This window comes from Paenibacillus sp. 1011MAR3C5 (assembly GCF_003591485.1).
Taxonomy (GTDB): Bacteria; Bacillota; Bacilli; order Paenibacillales; family Paenibacillaceae; genus Pristimantibacillus.
On record NZ_QZCF01000006.1, the window covers coordinates 132,751 to 149,707 of the forward strand.

The 16,957-nt window shown below is 54.0% G+C and carries 13 protein-coding genes; 6 read left to right on the top strand and 7 right to left on the bottom strand.

Translation table 11 applies throughout. The features are described from left to right. The first annotated feature begins 352 nt into the window (after positions 1–352). Complete coding sequence (gene trpS, locus D3P07_RS18645; RefSeq protein ID WP_119801766.1) at positions 353–1,339, top strand: tryptophan--tRNA ligase; 987 nt, start codon at positions 353–355, stop codon at positions 1,337–1,339. A gap of 66 nt (positions 1,340–1,405) precedes the next feature. On the opposite strand, the gene D3P07_RS18650 is transcribed toward trpS, so the two are convergent. Together D3P07_RS18650 and D3P07_RS18655 are read right to left on the bottom strand one after the other, a co-directional pair. Further along, positions 1,406–2,275: a hypothetical protein gene (locus tag D3P07_RS18650; protein WP_119801767.1), complete on the bottom strand. Its 870-nt coding sequence runs from the start codon at positions 2,273–2,275 to the stop codon at positions 1,406–1,408. Between the two features lie 95 nt (positions 2,276–2,370). After that, positions 2,371–2,871, bottom strand: a complete 501-nt coding sequence (locus D3P07_RS18655) for a hypothetical protein (RefSeq protein WP_119801768.1) — start codon at positions 2,869–2,871, stop codon at positions 2,371–2,373. A gap of 164 nt (positions 2,872–3,035) precedes the next feature. Here D3P07_RS18655 and D3P07_RS18660 point away from each other — a divergent pair, with 164 nt between their 5' ends. Together D3P07_RS18660 and D3P07_RS18665 are read left to right on the top strand one after the other, a co-directional pair. Continuing rightward, complete coding sequence (locus D3P07_RS18660; protein WP_182914390.1) at positions 3,036–3,584, top strand: BadF/BadG/BcrA/BcrD ATPase family protein; 549 nt, start codon at positions 3,036–3,038, stop codon at positions 3,582–3,584. A 98-nt stretch (positions 3,585–3,682) separates the two neighbouring features. Beyond that, positions 3,683–3,994, top strand: a complete 312-nt coding sequence (locus tag D3P07_RS18665; RefSeq protein WP_119801770.1) for a hypothetical protein — start codon at positions 3,683–3,685, stop codon at positions 3,992–3,994. Positions 3,995–4,131: 137 nt separating this feature from the next. On the opposite strand, the gene D3P07_RS18670 is transcribed toward D3P07_RS18665, so the two are convergent. Continuing rightward, positions 4,132–5,277, bottom strand: coding sequence for a glycerate kinase family protein (locus D3P07_RS18670; RefSeq protein WP_119801771.1), 1,146 nt, complete (start codon positions 5,275–5,277; stop codon positions 4,132–4,134). Between the two features lie 176 nt (positions 5,278–5,453). After that, a complete protein-coding gene (locus tag D3P07_RS18675) occupies positions 5,454–6,197 on the bottom strand; it encodes a MerR family transcriptional regulator (protein ID WP_119801772.1) in 744 nt (247 codons plus the stop codon). A 472-nt stretch (positions 6,198–6,669) separates the two neighbouring features. Between D3P07_RS18675 and D3P07_RS18685 the strand changes: the two genes are divergently transcribed. The 3 genes from D3P07_RS18685 to D3P07_RS18695 are packed head-to-tail and all read left to right on the top strand — an operon-like array spanning position 6,670 to position 7,770. Continuing rightward, positions 6,670–7,125 (top strand): hypothetical protein, encoded by a 456-nt coding sequence (locus D3P07_RS18685; RefSeq protein ID WP_147384539.1) that lies wholly within the window; start codon positions 6,670–6,672, stop codon positions 7,123–7,125. Between the two features lie 60 nt (positions 7,126–7,185). Further along, entirely contained in the window at positions 7,186–7,482 is a 297-nt protein-coding gene (locus D3P07_RS18690; RefSeq protein WP_119801775.1) for a hypothetical protein, read from the top strand. A gap of 60 nt (positions 7,483–7,542) precedes the next feature. After that, positions 7,543–7,770 (top strand): hypothetical protein, encoded by a 228-nt coding sequence (locus tag D3P07_RS18695; protein WP_119801776.1) that lies wholly within the window; start codon positions 7,543–7,545, stop codon positions 7,768–7,770. Positions 7,771–7,844: 74 nt separating this feature from the next. Here the strand turns inward: D3P07_RS18695 and D3P07_RS18700 are convergent, their stop codons facing one another. The 3 genes from D3P07_RS18700 to D3P07_RS18710 all read right to left on the bottom strand — a co-directional run bounded on the left by D3P07_RS18700 (position 7,845) and on the right by D3P07_RS18710 (position 16,794). After that, complete coding sequence (locus D3P07_RS18700) at positions 7,845–9,116, bottom strand: glycosyltransferase family 4 protein (RefSeq protein WP_119801777.1); 1,272 nt, start codon at positions 9,114–9,116, stop codon at positions 7,845–7,847. Further along, entirely contained in the window at positions 9,113–11,023 is a 1,911-nt protein-coding gene (locus D3P07_RS18705) for a CotS family spore coat protein (protein ID WP_259391585.1), read from the bottom strand. Before D3P07_RS18705 ends, D3P07_RS18700 begins: the two co-directional genes overlap by 4 nt. Before the next feature lie 200 nt (positions 11,024–11,223). After that, a complete protein-coding gene (locus tag D3P07_RS18710) occupies positions 11,224–16,794 on the bottom strand; it encodes a phosphodiester glycosidase family protein (protein WP_119801778.1) in 5,571 nt (1,856 codons plus the stop codon). Between the last annotated feature and the right edge of the window lie 163 nt (positions 16,795–16,957).

The window sequence follows — 16,957 nt, forward strand, 5'->3', positions numbered from 1 at the left end:
TACCCGATTCTTTAGCGTATGCCCTAGCGAGCCGGCGACTGGTGAAAGGTCCGGCGCATCCGCATTCGGCGAATGGATCCCATCGCTTCAATCCGAACCTGTAAGCCTTGAATCGGCTTATGGCAGTAGGCTTTGACGGCCTCTCCCCCCGTTATCCCGGGAGACATGATCGAAAGTATGCAAGGGGACGCGGCAACGCGCTTATTGCTCCGTTCATGGCTAAGAGCGGCCAATGGCCGAATTCGGGTGGTATCGCGGAGTTTACGCTTCGTCCCTTGCAGGGGGACGGGCGTTTTTTTATTGCCCAGGTTCCCCAATGGGTTCAAATTATTGGAGAAAAGAGGAATGCTGAATGAACAAGCGTATCTTGTCCGGCATCAAGCCAAGCGGCGATCTGAACATCGGAGGTTATGTAGGAGCGCTTCAACAATTCGTCAAATTACAAGAGGAATATGAAGGTTTCTTCTTCGTGCCTGATCTGCACGCCATCACCGTTCCGCAGGATCCGAAGGAGCTGCGCGAGCGCTCCCGCCAGATCGCGGCGCTATATATCGCTGCTGGAGTGGACCCTGTACGCAATACAATCTTTATGCAGTCCCATGTGCCTGCTCACGTTGAGCTGGGATGGATTATGGAGACGCAGGCTTATTTCGGCGAGATGAGCCGCATGACGCAATTCAAGGAGAAGTCTGATGGCAAGGACGCCGTCAGCTCTGCTCTGTTCACGTACCCGGCTCTGATGGCTGCCGATATTCTGCTCTACCAGGCGACGCATGTACCGGTTGGTGAAGACCAGAAGCAGCATCTTGAGCTGACGCGCGACCTGGCGAGCCGGTTCAACAACCGCTTCGGTGAAACCTTCATTCTGCCGGAACCTGTCATTCAAGAAGTGGGTGCCCGGGTCATGGGTCTGGACGACCCCGCCAAAAAAATGAGCAAAAGCAATCCGAATCAAAGCAGCTACGTCCTTCTGCTGGACACGCCTGCCGCTATCCGCAAGAAGTTCTCCAGAGCCGTGACAGATTCCGATATGAGCGTCCGCTACGATTGGGACAACAAGCCGGCCGTCAGCAATCTGATCGAGATCTATTCCGTCTTCTCCGGCGAGGATATCCCTGCTGTCGAGAAGCGTTACGAAGGCCAAGGCTACGGCGCCTTCAAGAAGGATCTGGCTGAGGTTGTCATCAACAAGATTACTCCGCTGCAAGAGCGATATAATGAGCTGGTCCATTCCGAAGAGCTGGATCTCCTTCTCAAGGAAGGCGCGCGCAAAGCGTCTGAGGAAGCGCACAAAACACTAGACGCCGCCAAGCGGGCTATGGGCTTGCTGACGTTCTAAGTTGAATGGGCAAGAGGAAAGGGCACCCCGCAGGGTGCCCTTTCCTCTTGCTCCAGCCTTGAATGCTCAAGGATGGGTGAAGTATCCATTCTGCTTATGAAATACGTATTCGAATCCCTCTCCGTCTTGGAAGAAATAGTGCGTATCATCGTCTCCGACATAACTGGCGTGCCCGACGCTGGTCATCATGATGTGCTCGGCATCTTCTTTGGTAAAGGCATATTCGGCAGCGCGGCTCTTGATATCGCCGATCCGCCAGTTCTCTCCGGATCGAAGCAGTTCAATCTCTACATGTCTGGATACGGTATGGCTCTGAAAAGACTGGCCGAATGTCTTGAAGTTGAGCCGCACTTTCTCATCATCGTCTCGGGACAGCTCCAGACTCGGTTCATACATATTGACTGCGAACAGCAGTTCACTCGGCTCCAGCAGCCAGCCTGGGTCATTCTCATATATCGTTTGCCACGGATCGAGTCTCTGCTCCGCATTATATTTCAGCAATTCAGACTTCAACGCTTCGAATGATGGCGCTTCTTCCTTATTCGCAAACCGGATCTCCGCCGCCTTGGCCAAAATCATCAGCGTCTCGTATTCGAGCTGATGCAGAATAGTCGCATATTCGTTCTCGAATGTGATATCGCGCAGCCAGTGAGGCTGCTCTGGCTCGCTGCCGGACTGCTCGTCATCTACCAGCGTCAGCTGTTCTTCCCCCGTCAATAACGGTTCAGGAGTTGCTGTGGCTAATGGCGAAGGACCTTGCGTTGCGGTATCGATCTGGAACGTCAACGGAGTAGACAGCGCCGACGGCTCAGACGAGCCTTCCTCCGTCGTGTAGCTCGGAGCTTCCTTCTGACAGCCCGTCATCGTGATGGCGAAGGCTGCCGCAATGAGCAGTCTGGCCACTTTTTGCAACGCTTGATGCCCCTCTCCTGTCATCACCGTACCTCCCGATTCCCTTTTCCATATAGACGTTTATTAGCGGTCAATGGTTACATGAGTTTTGGCGCAGCTTTTTCAATATCAACAAAGCACTACCACAGCATAGCTTTAATGGGCCTGCTCCACTCTTTTTCAATAACGAAACGCCCATTCTCCTTCGTCAATTTCACTTGCCCTTGATATTCATGTTCGCCCAGCAGCTCTCCCGCTTCGTCTTTCACCCGCACAGGTATTCGGTATTCGTAATCAAATACATCGCTTTTCTCTTTCATCGATGTCAATTCGACCTCGCCAAGCTCTACGTTACGCTTATGTTTTGCTGCATAGGCTAAATACATGGCATATTCCCGATTAATAAGCACTTGGGCGCCTTCTTCGGAAAAAAAGGTTCTGATCTTGCTCTCCAGATCCGTGTAGAAGGAATCTTCTTGAATACCGATCTCCCGATAATCCTTTACTTCCAGCATAGCTTTTTTATAATCCGTAATGAGCTGCTTGGCATCCTTCTCCTCTGCGGAAGGCCCTGAACAGGCAACCAACAACAGAGACATCGCCATCATAATGGACAGAATTCGTTGCATTTTCTTCATCATTCATAGCCTCCTTGCGACGGACGGACCACGCTCTTTGGCGTTGCTCATTCGTTTCTTGGACAAACCATATAGCCGCTCGTCCAAATTATGTTATGATTACCCTAGTAAATGACAGTAAGGCGAAATTCACGATTTACGCAGATCTAGGGAGGTCATTGCTGCATATGAATATACCGGCTGTTATCGGGATAGAAGGAGGCGGTACGCATACCCGAGTGCTCGTATGCGATCTGGAAGGGCACCAGCTTGCTTATCTGGACAATCCCCGCGCTGCATCCGTATATAAAGATTCTAACGCTGTTCATAATGTTCGAAACAGCATCGCCGAGGCACTGATGATCGCCAACGTCCGCCCGGAAGACGTGCGCTGTGTCGCTGCAGGCATTGCCGGTTACGATAATCCGGAGGACCTTGCCTGGGTGTCCGAGCTGACTGCGCTGCCTGGACTTCATTGCCCCAAGCTGCATATGAATGATGCGGTCGCGGCGCACGCCGGCGCATTGCGGGCGAGACCTGGCATCGTCGCCATCTCCGGCACCGGGTCCATCATTCTTGGCATAACTGAATCCCGTGAGCACATCCGCAATTATGACTTTCACCATTATGCGTTCAGCGCAGCGCGCTTTCTGGCTTATGACGCCGTATATGAAGTGCTTGCCGGCCACGCCGGAGCTTCGAACGAAGCATTAGTCGTATCCATGCTTCGCCACTAGGAAGCGGCGGATCTTCATGAATGGAGGGCGATTGCCCGTCAAGGCTTCCACTCCGATAGGATGGGAGGGACAAGCATTTTGGGCGATTCGCGCCTATTGTGTCCGATGCTGCGGATAGCGGCAGCGCGATCGCTATGGCCGTATGCGATCGGGCTGTTCATCAGCTTAAGGTCGGCATCGAACTAATCGGCTCTTATTTCGAGAGCGATATGGTGGAGGTCGCCTTTATTGGCAGTGTTATCCGCAGCACTTACGTGTCCAGGCTGCTGTCCGAGCAACTGGCTCAGGGCAGCAACAAACGGTACTTGCCCGTGGAGTCTACGCTATCGCCCGTCGCGGGCTCTGTCTTGCTGGCTTATCAGGAGTTAGGTTTGGCGGTACCGGCGGATTCGCATCTTGAGGTCTCTTAACAGTTACACCTTGTACTTATCTTTTGTTCGTTTTCTTCTTCAGTTATACGCATCATCCAGATATTGGTTCCCTATCGTCAGGCAAGCGCAAAGAAGCCGAAGGGCAATTCCTCGGCTTTTTTCGTATGAGTTGAATGTTAGCCATCCTCCCAAGCTGTCGTATGAATGATTCGCATCACTTGCTCAGCTGCATCTTCAAGCAGCGGTCCGGTATGCGCCATCGCTTCCTCCAATGTCATCGGCCGATTCACGATGCTGAGCACCGCCAACACGCCATGCTCATACAAGACGTTCACTCCCTCACCCACCGAGCCAGCCAGTATAATAACAGGTACGCCATGGGACTTTGCAAGCCTGGCGACACCGTAAGGCGTCTTGCCGCCAACGGTCTGAAAGTCGACGCGGCCTTCCCCCGTCAGAACCAAATCGGCGCCTTGCATAGCCTCCTCTAATCCGGTAACACGCGCCACAATGGATATCCCGGATTCCAGCTTTCCGTTCAGGAAGGCCAGAATACCGCCAGCCAATCCGCCAGCCGCCCCTGTGCCGGGGATATGATGGATAGCTGCTCCTAGCGTCCGTTCGATCACATCCGCGAAGTGCTTCAAGTTCTCGTCGAGCTGGCTAACCATTGCTGGCGTAGCCCCCTTCTGTGGACCGAATACAGCCGATGCGCCCTTCGGACCAATCAATGGATTTTGCACATCGCAAGCAATGATGAACGCACATTCGCTGAGCCTTGGATCCATGTCATCCGTCTGCACGCTATGGAGCTTCGCCAGCTCGCCGCCCCCGAAGCCGATATCCTCTCCATCCGCTCCGAGCAGCTTTACGCCTAAAGCTTGCAGCATGCCCGCCCCGCCGTCGTTAGTCGCACTGCCGCCGACCGCTAATATAAATTCCCGGCAGCCTTGATCCAGCGCGGCCGTAATCAACTGACCAAAACCATATGTCGTCGTCCGCATCGGATCACGTTCATGGCTTTCGATCAGATACAGGCCGGATGACATTGCCATCTCGATAATACAGGTCGTGCCATTGCCAAGAATGCCGAACCCGGACTCGATTTCCCGTCCCAGCGGATTCATAACCTTCCGGGTAACGAACCTCCCTTCCGTCGCGCTGATCAAGCATTCCATCGTCCCTTCTCCGCCATCAGCCATCGGAACGACTTTGACAATGCTATCCGGATTAACCCGTCTGATGCCTCTCTCCATAGCCAATCCTGCTTCTCTGGCCGACAAGCTCCCCTTGAAAGAATCGGGTGCAATCACGATATTCATACCAGAAACCTCCTTCCTGCAGCCAAACATCCACGTCTAAAGTGCCTTTGCCTTGCTTTGGACTATCTGCCATTCATTATAGGAGACTCGCAACAGCCGCAACAAGGTGCAGAACGCACAAGAACGTGCACAGAAAAGGGAATATCCCTCCTCTGTGCACGTTGAATTGGCTTTGGCTAGCCTTGAAGCCGATCGGCGTAGATCGCCATGGCGTCCCGCATGAATACAGCAAGGCCTTCACCGAATTGATCGATATTTTTCGTAAAACGCTGGTCATCGACATACATTTGTCCCAAGCCTTTGAATGCCTCCGGCGAATAGCTCCCCATCTTGCTCAGCATGGCATACCATTCTCCAATCGACTGCTGCGCGGCTTCCGATGACGGGTCCGTGTGACGGAGATCAGCCAGCCTCGCATATAGCTGATTCATATCCTCCTGGAACTTTTCCATTTGCCCGTCCTTCTTCATCTGAGCTGCCTTGGCGTTCGACTCGTCGACCGCTTTATCTCCCCAGCGCTCGCGCGCCTCCTGCTCATAAGGGTTGCTGCTGAAATCAAAGCCTTGAAATTTCTCTTTATGCGACATATGAACCTCTCCTTTCGCATGTTGGATCGTCTTCGCTACGGTCTGAAGCAGCATATCGATGTGCTTCTTCTTTTCGACCAGCATTTGCTCATGAAGCTTAAGCGCCTCCAGCCGGTCGAAGTCCGGACTTGTGACGATTTCCTTTATTTTTTTCAAAGGAAAGCCAAGCTCGCGAAAAAATAAAATTTGCTGCAATTGCTCCAAATTCCGTTCCGAATAGACCCGGTAGCCGGCTTCGGTGAGCTGATCGGGAATAAGCAATCCGATTTCATCATAATGATGCAGTGTGCGCACACTGATCCCGACCAGCTTCGCAACTTCTTTTACTTTCATAGCGTCTTCGCCCCCTTGCAACACTTACTTTAAAGTATCACGCAACGTGAGAGTCAATATGTGATTTGATTTATTTTTTCTTCACATAAATCTAGCAAAAACATGCGGTTACCCCGCTTCATCCACCCACGCCAATGATACCGCCCGCTTATACAATATACTAGCTTGAAAATATGAAGCAGACGGAGGGATCCTTTCTTGTCCATTCTAAAGCAAGTTAAAAGCGTGCTTAAATCGAAAGACGTCTCGCAGCTGATTGTCGAATATGCAAACGGCAGCACGAAGGAATATTCACTCGATGGCAAAAATGGCAGCAAGTCCGCGATTAAAGACATTCTCGACTCCATTAAATGGAAAGATGTCGCCGAGGTTCAATTCGTCCTCGACGACGACGAGGATGATGACGATGACGATGACGACGATGATGATGACGAGGTAAACGTTCGGTCGGTTAATGATGATGATTATGACGATGATGATGACGACGATTACGATGATGACGACGACGACGACGATGATGATGATGATGATGACGACGACGATGATGACGACGACGATGATGACGATGATGATGACGACGACGATGATGACGACGACGATGATGACGACGACGATGATGACGACGATGATAACTAAGACTAACTGTCCAACCCTGCCTCCCGGGCAGGGTTTTTCATTTGGGCAGAAGTGGAAAGCCGAGTGTCTCGGCTTAGAGCTTCGCTGGGCGCGCGATCTGGCCCTGCTAGCCGAGTTTTGCGGCTTGCAGCTTCGCTGGGAGCGCGATCTGGCTCTGCTAGCCGAGTGTCTCGGCTTGCAGCTTCGCTGGGAGCGCGATCTGGCTCTGCTAGCCGAGTTTTGCGGCTTGCAGCTTCGCTGGGCGCGCGATGTGGCTCTGCTAGCCGAGTTTTGCGGCTTGCAGCTTCGCTAGGCGCTCGATGTGGCTCTGCTAGCCGAGTTTTTCGGCTTGCAGCTTCGCTAGGCGCGCGATGTGGATCTGCAAGCCGAGTTTTTCGGCTTGCAGCTTCGCTGGGCGCTCGATGTGGCTCTGCTAGCCGAGTTTCTCGGCTTGCAGCTTCGCTGGGCGCGCGATCTGGCTTTGCTAGCCGAGTTTTGCGGCTTGCAGCTTCGCTGGGCGCGCGATGTGGATCTGCAAGCCGAGTTTCTCGGCTTGGAGCTTCGCTGGGCGCTCGATCTGGCTCTGCTAGCCGAGTTTCTCGGCTTGCAGCTTCGCTGGGCGCTCGATCTGGCTCTGCAAAATGAGTTTTGCGGCTTGCAGCTTCGCTAGGCGCTCGATGTGGCTCTGCTAGCCGAGTTTTGCGGCTTGCAGCTTCGCTAGGCGCTCGATGTGGCTCTGCTAGCCGAGTTTTGCGGCTTGCAGCTTCGCTGGGCGCTCGATGTGGCTCTGCTAGCCGAGTTTCTCGGCTTGCAGCTTCGCTGGGCGCGCAATGTGGATCTGCAAGCCGAGTTTCTCGGCTTGGAGCTTCGCTGGGCGCGCGATCTGGCTCTGCTAGCCGAGTTTTGCGGCTTAGAGCTCCGAGAGACGCCCGGCGCAACACGCAACACGCCCCTTTAGCGGCGCAATGACAAATACCCCCTCGCCTAACGGCAAGGGGGTATTGCTCTCTATACGAGGACGATTAGGGGCACCTATTCGGGTTCGGATGCGGATTCGGGTACAGATTCAACTACAGGCTCGGATACGAATTCGGATGCGGATTCGGGTACAGATTCAACTACAGGCTCGGATACGAATTCGGATGCGCCCTCCACATCGGCAGGCTGATTTTCCCAGACCTCCAGAATTTGACCCGCTACATGGTTCCAGGTGAAATGATCCTCTACCAGCTTACGGCCATGCAAGCCCATCTGACGAGCGTTGCCGACATTGGACAGCATGCTGTTCAGAGTGGACGCGTATTCGGCCGGGTCCTCCGGATTCTCAATGATGATGCCGTTATTCCCGCGGATAATCTCCGGGTTGCCGCCTCTTGCCGTCGTAATAAGCGGCAGCCCCGCTGCCATTGCTTCATAATGAACCCGGGCGAGCGGCTCCTCCCATATCGATGTGCAGACGAAGACGTCTGCCGCGCAGAACCATTTGTGCACCTCACTTGCCTGCACATAGCCTGTCGTCATAACCGGGATCGGCGACTTCTCCGCCAATGCCCGCAGATAAGCGATATAATCGCTAATCCGGTCGTCGCTGTACCAAGCCGCACCCACAATGACAAGCACTGCGTCCGAATGCCGCAGATGGGACATTGCTCTGACCAATACGTGAGGCCCCTTGTTCCGCGACAGCCTGCCGACGAATAAGATCACCTTTTTATTGCCCAGCTTATGCTGGTTGCGGATGCTGTCCCGGTCTCTTTGCGCAGCCTGAGATTGCTTCCACGGAGCGAACTTCGACAGATCGACGCCGGAATAGACTGTGCGGATCTTGGGCCCCGCCTGCGGATAGTCCTTGCAGATCGCCGCACCAATATAATTGCTGATCGTAATAATGGTTTCGACGCGCTGTATGACGGCGTCTCCTTCTACCTTGTTCAGCTTCAGCGGATTGAACATGTCGTTGTGCATGCTCAGCACAATACGCGCATTCGGCTTTACGGAAGCAACGGGGAGCACCAATTTGGGACGGTTGAAAATATGAATCAGATCGTACTCTTCCGCGCTCGCTTCCAGGTACGGAATCACATTGCTCATATAGATATCGAGAACGCCCTGAGAGTCGAACCGTAGATAGCGCACACCGTTTACCGTCTCCTCATCCGGCAGTTCTGGATCTGCTCGCCCGATAACGGTAATCTTATGACCGCGGCTCAGCAAAGGAACGACGCCACCGATATAAGTTTGAATGGCTCCACCCCGTATATTAGGCACCGGAAGCTTCTCTGTGCATATCAATAATATATTCATCGCGTACTCTCCCTTAACACTTCGCTTCTCCGGTAAGCGAGGATATAGGCTTTGACCTTAGCCTTCTTGTACGATGTTCTTTGCGCAGCGAATGTTCCTTTGCCGATGGCGCCTTTTTTCTTCTTGGACGAAGGTGCTTGCACCGACTTTTTCTTGCCGGCCGGCTTCACCGGTACCATTAGCTTTCTTGCTGCTCTTCTCGCCGGTTCCGTCCTCAATCTGCGGATATCCTCCTCGGTCGGCCGTTTCACATGAGGGCGGGAGATTCTGTCCGCCTTTGGCGCCTGAGGGATCAATGCCTTCGAAAGCTTCTTCCCTTTAGCCAGTTTTTCCGAGACAGGCTTCACTGCTTTTGCAGCTTTTGTAGCTTTTGTAGCTTTTGTAGCTTTTGCAGCTTTTGCAGCTTTTCCAGGCTTCATAGCTTTCGCAGCTTTCTCTTTCTTTGGCTTGACGTCAAGAGGCAGGTAGAAGACCGGCTCCTCGGACTTCCGTTTCTTCTGTTTGCGACGTCCCTTTTTCTCGTCGCGAAGCTTCTTTGGCGGCTTGTTGTAGAATGGCTCGGAATCGCGCTTCGACCGTTTGCCTTTCCGGACATCTCCTGGCTCTACTCCTGGCTCTACTCCAGGCTTCAGCAGGATACCCTTGCCATCCGGTCCCACAACGAGACGGATAATGTTCGACCCGCTGCGGGTCCGCTCCAGCGGACGACCGCCTTCCACACGACGTCCCTTCTTCGCGTAATCCCGGTACGTGTACGGCTGGCTTGGCGCCGTGACGATCTCCGTGTAGTCGCCTGCCGGATACTTGGCTTTATCTTTCTCCAGCTCGCGCAGCACTTCCCACTTGTTTGTCTCCGTTGCGATGACGCGATCCAGTATCGGTCCCAGCTCCAGATCCATAAACTCAACAGGACGGAACACCACTTCTTTTACATGCTTATAAAATTCGTTCGGGAACGCCATATCGATCCATAATAGCTCGAATGTCTCACGATCCAGCGGATTCGCGCGATGATACGCATCGATAACGCCGCGGATCCACGCCAGATCCCATGCGCCCATATCGTCCATCGTGCTGGTAATGATTTTGCGAAGATCGCGGATCGGCAAGTCGAACGCCACACCGTCCAGATCAATGACCCAGATGCCGCCCGGCCCCATCTGGCCATTGGACCAGCCATAGTCCTGATGAGCGAGCCCCCAGTGCGCTTCTCCTTTGCGAATCATTTTTTGATAAGACGACTCTTGGAACTTGGTAAAGATCTCTTTTGCCTGATTCTCAAACGTATCCAAAACCGAGAGCAATTGCGGGCTTGCCGCCGCATCCGGGTAAGCCTTGGCGATATGGCGGAACCAGCCAATCTTCGTCATGATCTTCTGATATTGGCTCTCCCACTTGAATATGCGGGTAGACTTCCCCGCCTCCAGCGGAGGCACATATCCTTTCGACCACTTGTGAAATTCCCCGAGTCCGTGGCAAAGCGTCTGTGCGCCTTCCAGATCGATCTTGGCGACAGGCGTCAGCGTGTCAATCCAGTCAGTCACAATCCACAGCTTTCCGCCGGCTACGACGGAGTTTTTGCCGTCCCTGGTCAAAATAATGCCTGGAACCCGCGCGCCCTGCTTCACCACATACTCTTGTGCGCCCACACTGAATAAGCTTCTTGCGGGCGTACGGTGAAGCACCTTCAGACTGCGGGTTCCATGATTGGTGTCGATGCGCCAGATTGCGCCTCCTTTGTCCGGCTTGGAGGTAATAAGCGTCATGCCTCTGACGTCCATGTTATAGGACTTGCATACCTGATAAGCGAGCTTCTCCAGCTCGGGTGGAACGTATTGCTCTAAGTTCAGACCGGAAGATTCTTCTGCCACCATGTCATCCCATGGTACGATTTGATACTGTTCCAACTAAGCAACCTCCACTCTTTTGCGGTAAATATGAAGTTCTATTATGTATATGTTTACTAGAAATTAATGGATAGGTATACAAGTGGAGATTTGTTCGCGGGCGGGGCGGTTTGGGTAAATGCCGAGACAGTCATCTCTATCAAATCAAAAAGAAGACTGCCCCGGCAGTCCTTCGCCTGGGCAGTCCCTTATGTCTTCATTCAATTCTTTTCAAGCAGTTGCAGCAGGTTGAGCAGCAGACTTGCGCTCTGCGCCCGCGTACCGAAGCCATCTGGCTTGAAGGCTTGGGACGGAAAGCCTTGCATCAGTTCCAGTCCATGTGCTGCGGCTATGGCTTGCTGCGCCCAGAGCGGCGCGGACGCCGTGTCACTGAACGGCGCTTTGCCGAAATCGCCCGCAGCTTCTTCATTGCGGAACGAATATGCGCGTACAATCATCGCCGCCATCTCTTGACGGGTGACGGAAGCATTCGGCTTGAACAAGCCGTCGCCTACGCCGTTCACAATTCCCGCTTGCACGGCCAGATTGACTGCATTCGCATACCAGGCATCAGCGGTGACATCACTAAAGGCAGCTGCCGATTCACCTTTCATGCCGAGTGCCCGAACGAGCAATGCGGCAAATTCAGCTCGCGTGACATCTCTCTCCGGCGCATAACGATCCGCCGATACGCCTTCAATAATATGCTTCGCCGACAATTCCATAATGTCGGCTGCAGCCCAGTGACCGCTTGCCACATCAAGGAAAGCCTTGCGGTATTCCAAGAGGGCATATTGTCCCGGCGAGCTCATATCGGCTCTCAGCCATTCCCCACTGCGCTGGCTGCCCAAGTAAGTCAATTCGCCTTGACCGGATACACGGTACATACCGAGCAGCCGTTCATCCGCTTGAGCGCCCGGCTTCAGCGAGACGGATACGGCATGCTGGAACTGCCCAACCGTCGTCTGGGTTCCGTCCGGTTCCGTGACGGTGAATCCTAGTGCCAGAACCTCGCCGGACAGTTGAATCTCTGCGGAAGCCCTTGCTTCCGCTGCGTTCAGCAGCGCTTCAGCTGCCGCCTTATCCAAGCGCTGAATAGTGAACGTAATCTTGCTTTGTTCCAGCTGCTGCTCCGGCAGCTTGCCCGCGAGCTCCTTCAGCCATTCCGATGGCAGCGTAACGCGGATATTGCCCGCTTCGACGACGACATCCGAAGCTCCGGCGAGCTGTGCCGCATGGCCCGGAAGAATCAGCTCTTCCAGCGGCGCATCGGTACGAATCACAATCTCACCCGAGGAGGTACCTTGCAGCTGTCCCGGCTTCACTTCCAACCGGCCCGGCTTATCCGCCGGCTCCGGCGATGGCTCAGGGCCTGGTGTTAGCGGCGGTGTCGGCTTTGTTTTCTTCACAATTTCGAAGGTATCGACCAGATCGCCATCTACAGTAGTCGCAGTAATAACGATTTTATCGCCTGCAATCTCCACCGCCGTATACAGGTTTTTGTCCTCGTCATAAACGAACTCCTGCCATGGACGCTCTGTAAGCGCGTAGAACTTCGGTCCCGTAGAACCGCCGACTACATAGCGGGTGCCTTCGCCTTCCTTGACGATTTCGCCGCCTTTCATCGGAAACGTGCGCAGATAGATGTGATCATGCCCGTTCATGACAAGATCGACCTCGTACTTATCGAAGACCGGCACCCAATACTTTTGCACATTCGTATTGGCATAGATGCTGCCGTAAGGGCCTTGATGGAATACGATGACCTTCCACTTTTTCTTCGTCGCGGACAGATCCTTCTCCAGCCACTTCGTCTGCTCCTTGAAGGCTTCCTCCGACATTTCCGTATTCAGCATGACAAAATGCACGTTTTTCATATCAAAGGAGTAGCTGCTGCCCTTCGCTACATCCGACCCGTTCTGCGGATTGTAGAAGTGGGCCAAGTAATCGCCGTTGCCGTTCGTGCCGGTTACCTCATGATTGCCGACAACTGTCTGCAGCGTATACTTCAGGAACAGCTCCTGCGCGGCGCCGAACCACATATTCCACTGCTCCTGCTCATGGCCGTGGTCGACCATATCGCCTGCATGAATAAGCAGCTCCGCATCCGGCATATGCTCCACCGCTTTGGTCAAGGACTTGCCCCAATCATCAAAGCCCGCCTGATTGGAAGCCTGGGAATCACCCAGGAACAGGAACTTCACGCCATCTCCCGATACCGGGGACGTATGGAATTCTCCTTGCGCGCTCATATTGCCCTCGCCATCACCTACACGGTAGACATAATCCGTATCCGGCTTAAGTCCAGTCAACTGCGCGCGATGTACGCGGTAAGTGCCATCATTGTTCGTATTGTACAGGCTGCTTGCGCCTTCGGTCTGCTTTACATTGTCTCCGTCAAATCCGGCGAAGCCTTCCTTCTCCGCCCACTCGACAACGGACGTGAGCACATTCGGATGAGTCTGCCAAGAGACATGTCTGGCAGTAGAGGCATTCTCGCCTACCGAGACATTGATATTAACCGGTGCGGCCGTATGCGCAGGCGGCGCCACGACAAAGGTCATGATCGGGCTGTAGCTGTCGCCTTGCTTGGCCTGAAGCTTATACGTGCCCTCTGCCAAGGCAACATCTGCCGTCACCAGCTGACCTTCCGCATTGGATACAGCTTCTTTCACTTCAGCTCCATCCAGCAGCAGGACCGCATCGCGCACCGGCTTGCCGCCATCTGTAATGGTGAAGTCTGCGGGGTATCCAAGCGCGATATTGGCATGATTCCACAGCAGCTTCAGCTTATTCTTGACGGTCGTCTCCAGAGGCGGACCGTAGAACGGCTTCGCCGTACCGTCACCCTCTACCATTACGATAGAACCGGATACAAATTGAATGTTATGCTGGCGCGTCACTTCTCCGCCCTTCGCTTGCTCAAGGCCGATTGGTCCGATCACGTCGCTCTTCACCGTATATCGGATCGTTGCCGCCACATCGCTGTCCTTCAATGAAGCGGACGGCAGATTGGCGAAATCAAGACGGACCGTACCCTGTTCCGCATTCACCGTAGAGCTCAGCTGGGCTTCTCCTAGCCTCTGCCCTCGTACAACTTCCAGTTCCTGCACGATTGCAGGGTCGAACTTCAATTCCGCATGGCCGCTCTTCAGCTTGGCAGCCGACTCAATCGTTAACGGAATGTCATACGTGCCCCCTGCAAACACTTCCTCCGGCGTCTCGTACAAATATTGCGGAGAGCCCAGGTTCACATTGAAATACCATTCTTTAATCGTCTGGTTGCCGCTCAAATCCCGAATGGCCACCTTCGCTTTATGCCGGCCTTCGGCAAGCGGTTCGATCGGCGTATAGGTTATCAAGCCCTTCGGCGGATACAAGCCGTGCTGCACCGGCTGATCATCCAGGTACACCCTGATCTTGTCGGGATCAATCAGCGTCGTTGCCGGATGCTGTGCCGGATCATAGCCGACGTCCTCGCCGATCACGCTAATCGTCGGATGAGCCTCTCTGACAGTCGTATTGGACGCCGGGGCAATATCCTTGAGCACAGGCGGCTCAATATCCTCGCCCGCCGTCGAGCCGTAGATGGCGCGAATCTGATCAACGTAGATGACGCCGGCATCCTTCTTTGCGTTGCTCGTCTCCATGTAGCGGACGGGCATATCGATTGTGAACGGCACCGTCTTGCCCGTCGGCACAGCGGCCTCGACGTACTTCCATCCCGTCCAGTTGACGCCTGCCACCTGATCGGTAAAGTCGAGCGGAATCGCCGCGTTGTTGCCGTCTCTCATTTGCATGCGAAGCCAATGAGTCTTGCCGTCGCCGTATACCCACATGCCGATCTTCTGCGGATAGCCCGGCACCTGAATCCGGTCATCGACCGACTTGGCCTGCAAGTACGCGCCGGAAGTACCCGTTTTGCCTGTAAAATCGTACGATAATTTCAATGCTGTATCGCCAAAACGGACAAAGTCGGGATTGCTCTCCTCTGCAATATCGATCGTGTTAAAAGCCGCGCCAGCAGCAATGTAAGCCGACAGCCCGCTCTCAAAATCCTCCAAAATAACAGGCGGGATGCCAACGCTGACATTCATGACGGCCTCCAGATCGCCATAAGACGCAATAATCCGGCCGGATTGGCCATTACTGTCGGTGGCGGTGAATACACCGTCTGCGTCTATTTCTCCGATATCTCCTTCTACCCGCCATTCAAAGCTATTGTTGCTTGCTTGAATGACTTGGCCGTCGCGGGTTGCGACAACCTTTAGCGTCTCTACCGCTCCCGATTCATAGGTCTTGGCCTCGTCTGGGAAGGAGAGCAGCGTCAGCTTGTCGACAATCTCAATGGCTGCCGAGCCTTGAACGCCTCCAGCCTGAACGTTGATGCTGCCTTCGGCTGCCTGCTTCCCTGCCGTGAACTGTCCTGCCGCCGAGATGCTGCCTAGAGCGGTATCCGCTTCCCAAGCCAAGGCTTCGTCGACAGTTACGGGATGCCCGTTCGCATCCATGCCTTTCGCCGTGAAAGGGAAGGAAGAGCCGGCGAGAATCCGTTCAGCGCTCGGCTGCACCGCCAAGCTTGCCGCGCTGCCCAGCTCTGGCGCCTTGTTGACCAGCAGCAAGCTGTTGCCTGTCTTGCGCTCACCGCCGTCGGACGGCGTATTCATGACTCTCGCCGCCGACTCGCCTGGAAGCTTCGCTACCAGTGTGGAAGAGCCTCCGCCATCCAGATTCATTGCCTGCACGACACCCAGATCGGCTAAGATGGCTGCAAGCTCCTCTGTCTCTACGCCTTCGCTGAAGCCCGGCTGTCTGCCGTCAATCTCAAACAGGACAATCGATCCATCTGCCTTGGTCCCGATTGCTGTCCGCGGATGTACGCCCGCCGGTCCGACGCCGTTCTGTACGACGCCGTCCTTGATCATCGGCCCCATGCCGCCTATCGCTACCTGAACGTCGCTCCACTCGTCGCTCAGCGCGAATTCCGCCGAAATCTCGTCACCTGCGTTCAAGCCGGCAAGCAAAGTGCGAGCACTGCCTGATGCAGACAATACCGCTTGCCCCTCTTCGAGAGGCGTATTTCCTTGGTTCTGACGGATATCCAGCACCCGAAGAAGCAGTGTGGAGCCATGTTTGACTTCTCCTTCGACGATTTCAAGCACAACTTCATCGCCGTCGTTACCCGTCATGGTCGACGTATAATAATCTGTCGTATAAAGGACAAGCTGATTATCACTGCGGAACCGGTTAATATGCGTCAGCGGCGAAGCTTCGCCGTTAATCGTAACCGTCTTGGTCAGCTGAGGTGTTCCGTATAGGGAAGAGCCGTCCGCCTTCAAGCCAAAGGCATAGCTGTTGACCGCACTATTCAGTATGCGGCCCTCACCCATAAACAGGCCGTTCGGCACCCCTGTTGCATTGCCGCTAATCTCATAAAAATCGCCGTTAATGCCGGCTATAACGCGATTGCCCGGCTGGTCCGCATATGCGGCCATCGCCGTAACTCCTTCCATGCCACGCACCTTGCCGGACTTCGTCCCGGCGATCAGGCCCAAATTGGCATTGGCGGGATCGAATTCTACGAAATGAGCTTTCTGTGTTCCTCTTGCTGTCTGCATGTCATACCAGGTGTAAGCTGCTCCCGGCGCCAGCTCCGTTCGGCGCACGTCGATGACTTTGCCGAATCCAGTGCTCGGCGGATCCATCATACCGGCTGAAACAGCCGGCGACAGCACCGAAAGAAGCATCATGACGGCCAGAATCAGACTGGCGACACGCTGTCGTGTTTTCATTGCTTCATTCCTCCAAACTACGTTTTTTTATCGCGTTCTCAGTGATTATATTTGTAATTTTATTTCGATTTCAATGGAATATGACGAAATAAAATATTATCTTAATAAAGCCACTCTCGTTTTCATTGTTCTTTACAAAAAAATAATAGAATCGACAATGAAC

Bases quoted from the DNA above. Each gene is read 5' to 3' on its own strand.
- trpS (WP_119801766.1), top strand. From the start codon at position 353: ATGAACAAGCGTATCTTGTCCGGCATCAAGCCAAGCGGCGATCTGAAC.
- D3P07_RS18650 (WP_119801767.1), bottom strand. From the start codon at position 2,275: ATGACAGGAGAGGGGCATCAAGCGTTGCAAAAAGTGGCCAGACTGCTC.
- D3P07_RS18655 (WP_119801768.1), bottom strand. From the start codon at position 2,871: ATGATGAAGAAAATGCAACGAATTCTGTCCATTATGATGGCGATGTCT.
- D3P07_RS18660 (WP_182914390.1), top strand. From the start codon at position 3,036: ATGAATATACCGGCTGTTATCGGGATAGAAGGAGGCGGTACGCATACC.
- D3P07_RS18670 (WP_119801771.1), bottom strand. From the start codon at position 5,277: ATGAATATCGTGATTGCACCCGATTCTTTCAAGGGGAGCTTGTCGGCC.
- D3P07_RS18675 (WP_119801772.1), bottom strand. From the start codon at position 6,197: ATGAAAGTAAAAGAAGTTGCGAAGCTGGTCGGGATCAGTGTGCGCACA.
- D3P07_RS18685 (WP_147384539.1), top strand. From the start codon at position 6,670: ATGATGATGACGACGATTACGATGATGACGACGACGACGACGATGATG.
- D3P07_RS18700 (WP_119801777.1), bottom strand. From the start codon at position 9,116: ATGAATATATTATTGATATGCACAGAGAAGCTTCCGGTGCCTAATATA.
- D3P07_RS18710 (WP_119801778.1), bottom strand. From the start codon at position 16,794: ATGAAAACACGACAGCGTGTCGCCAGTCTGATTCTGGCCGTCATGATG.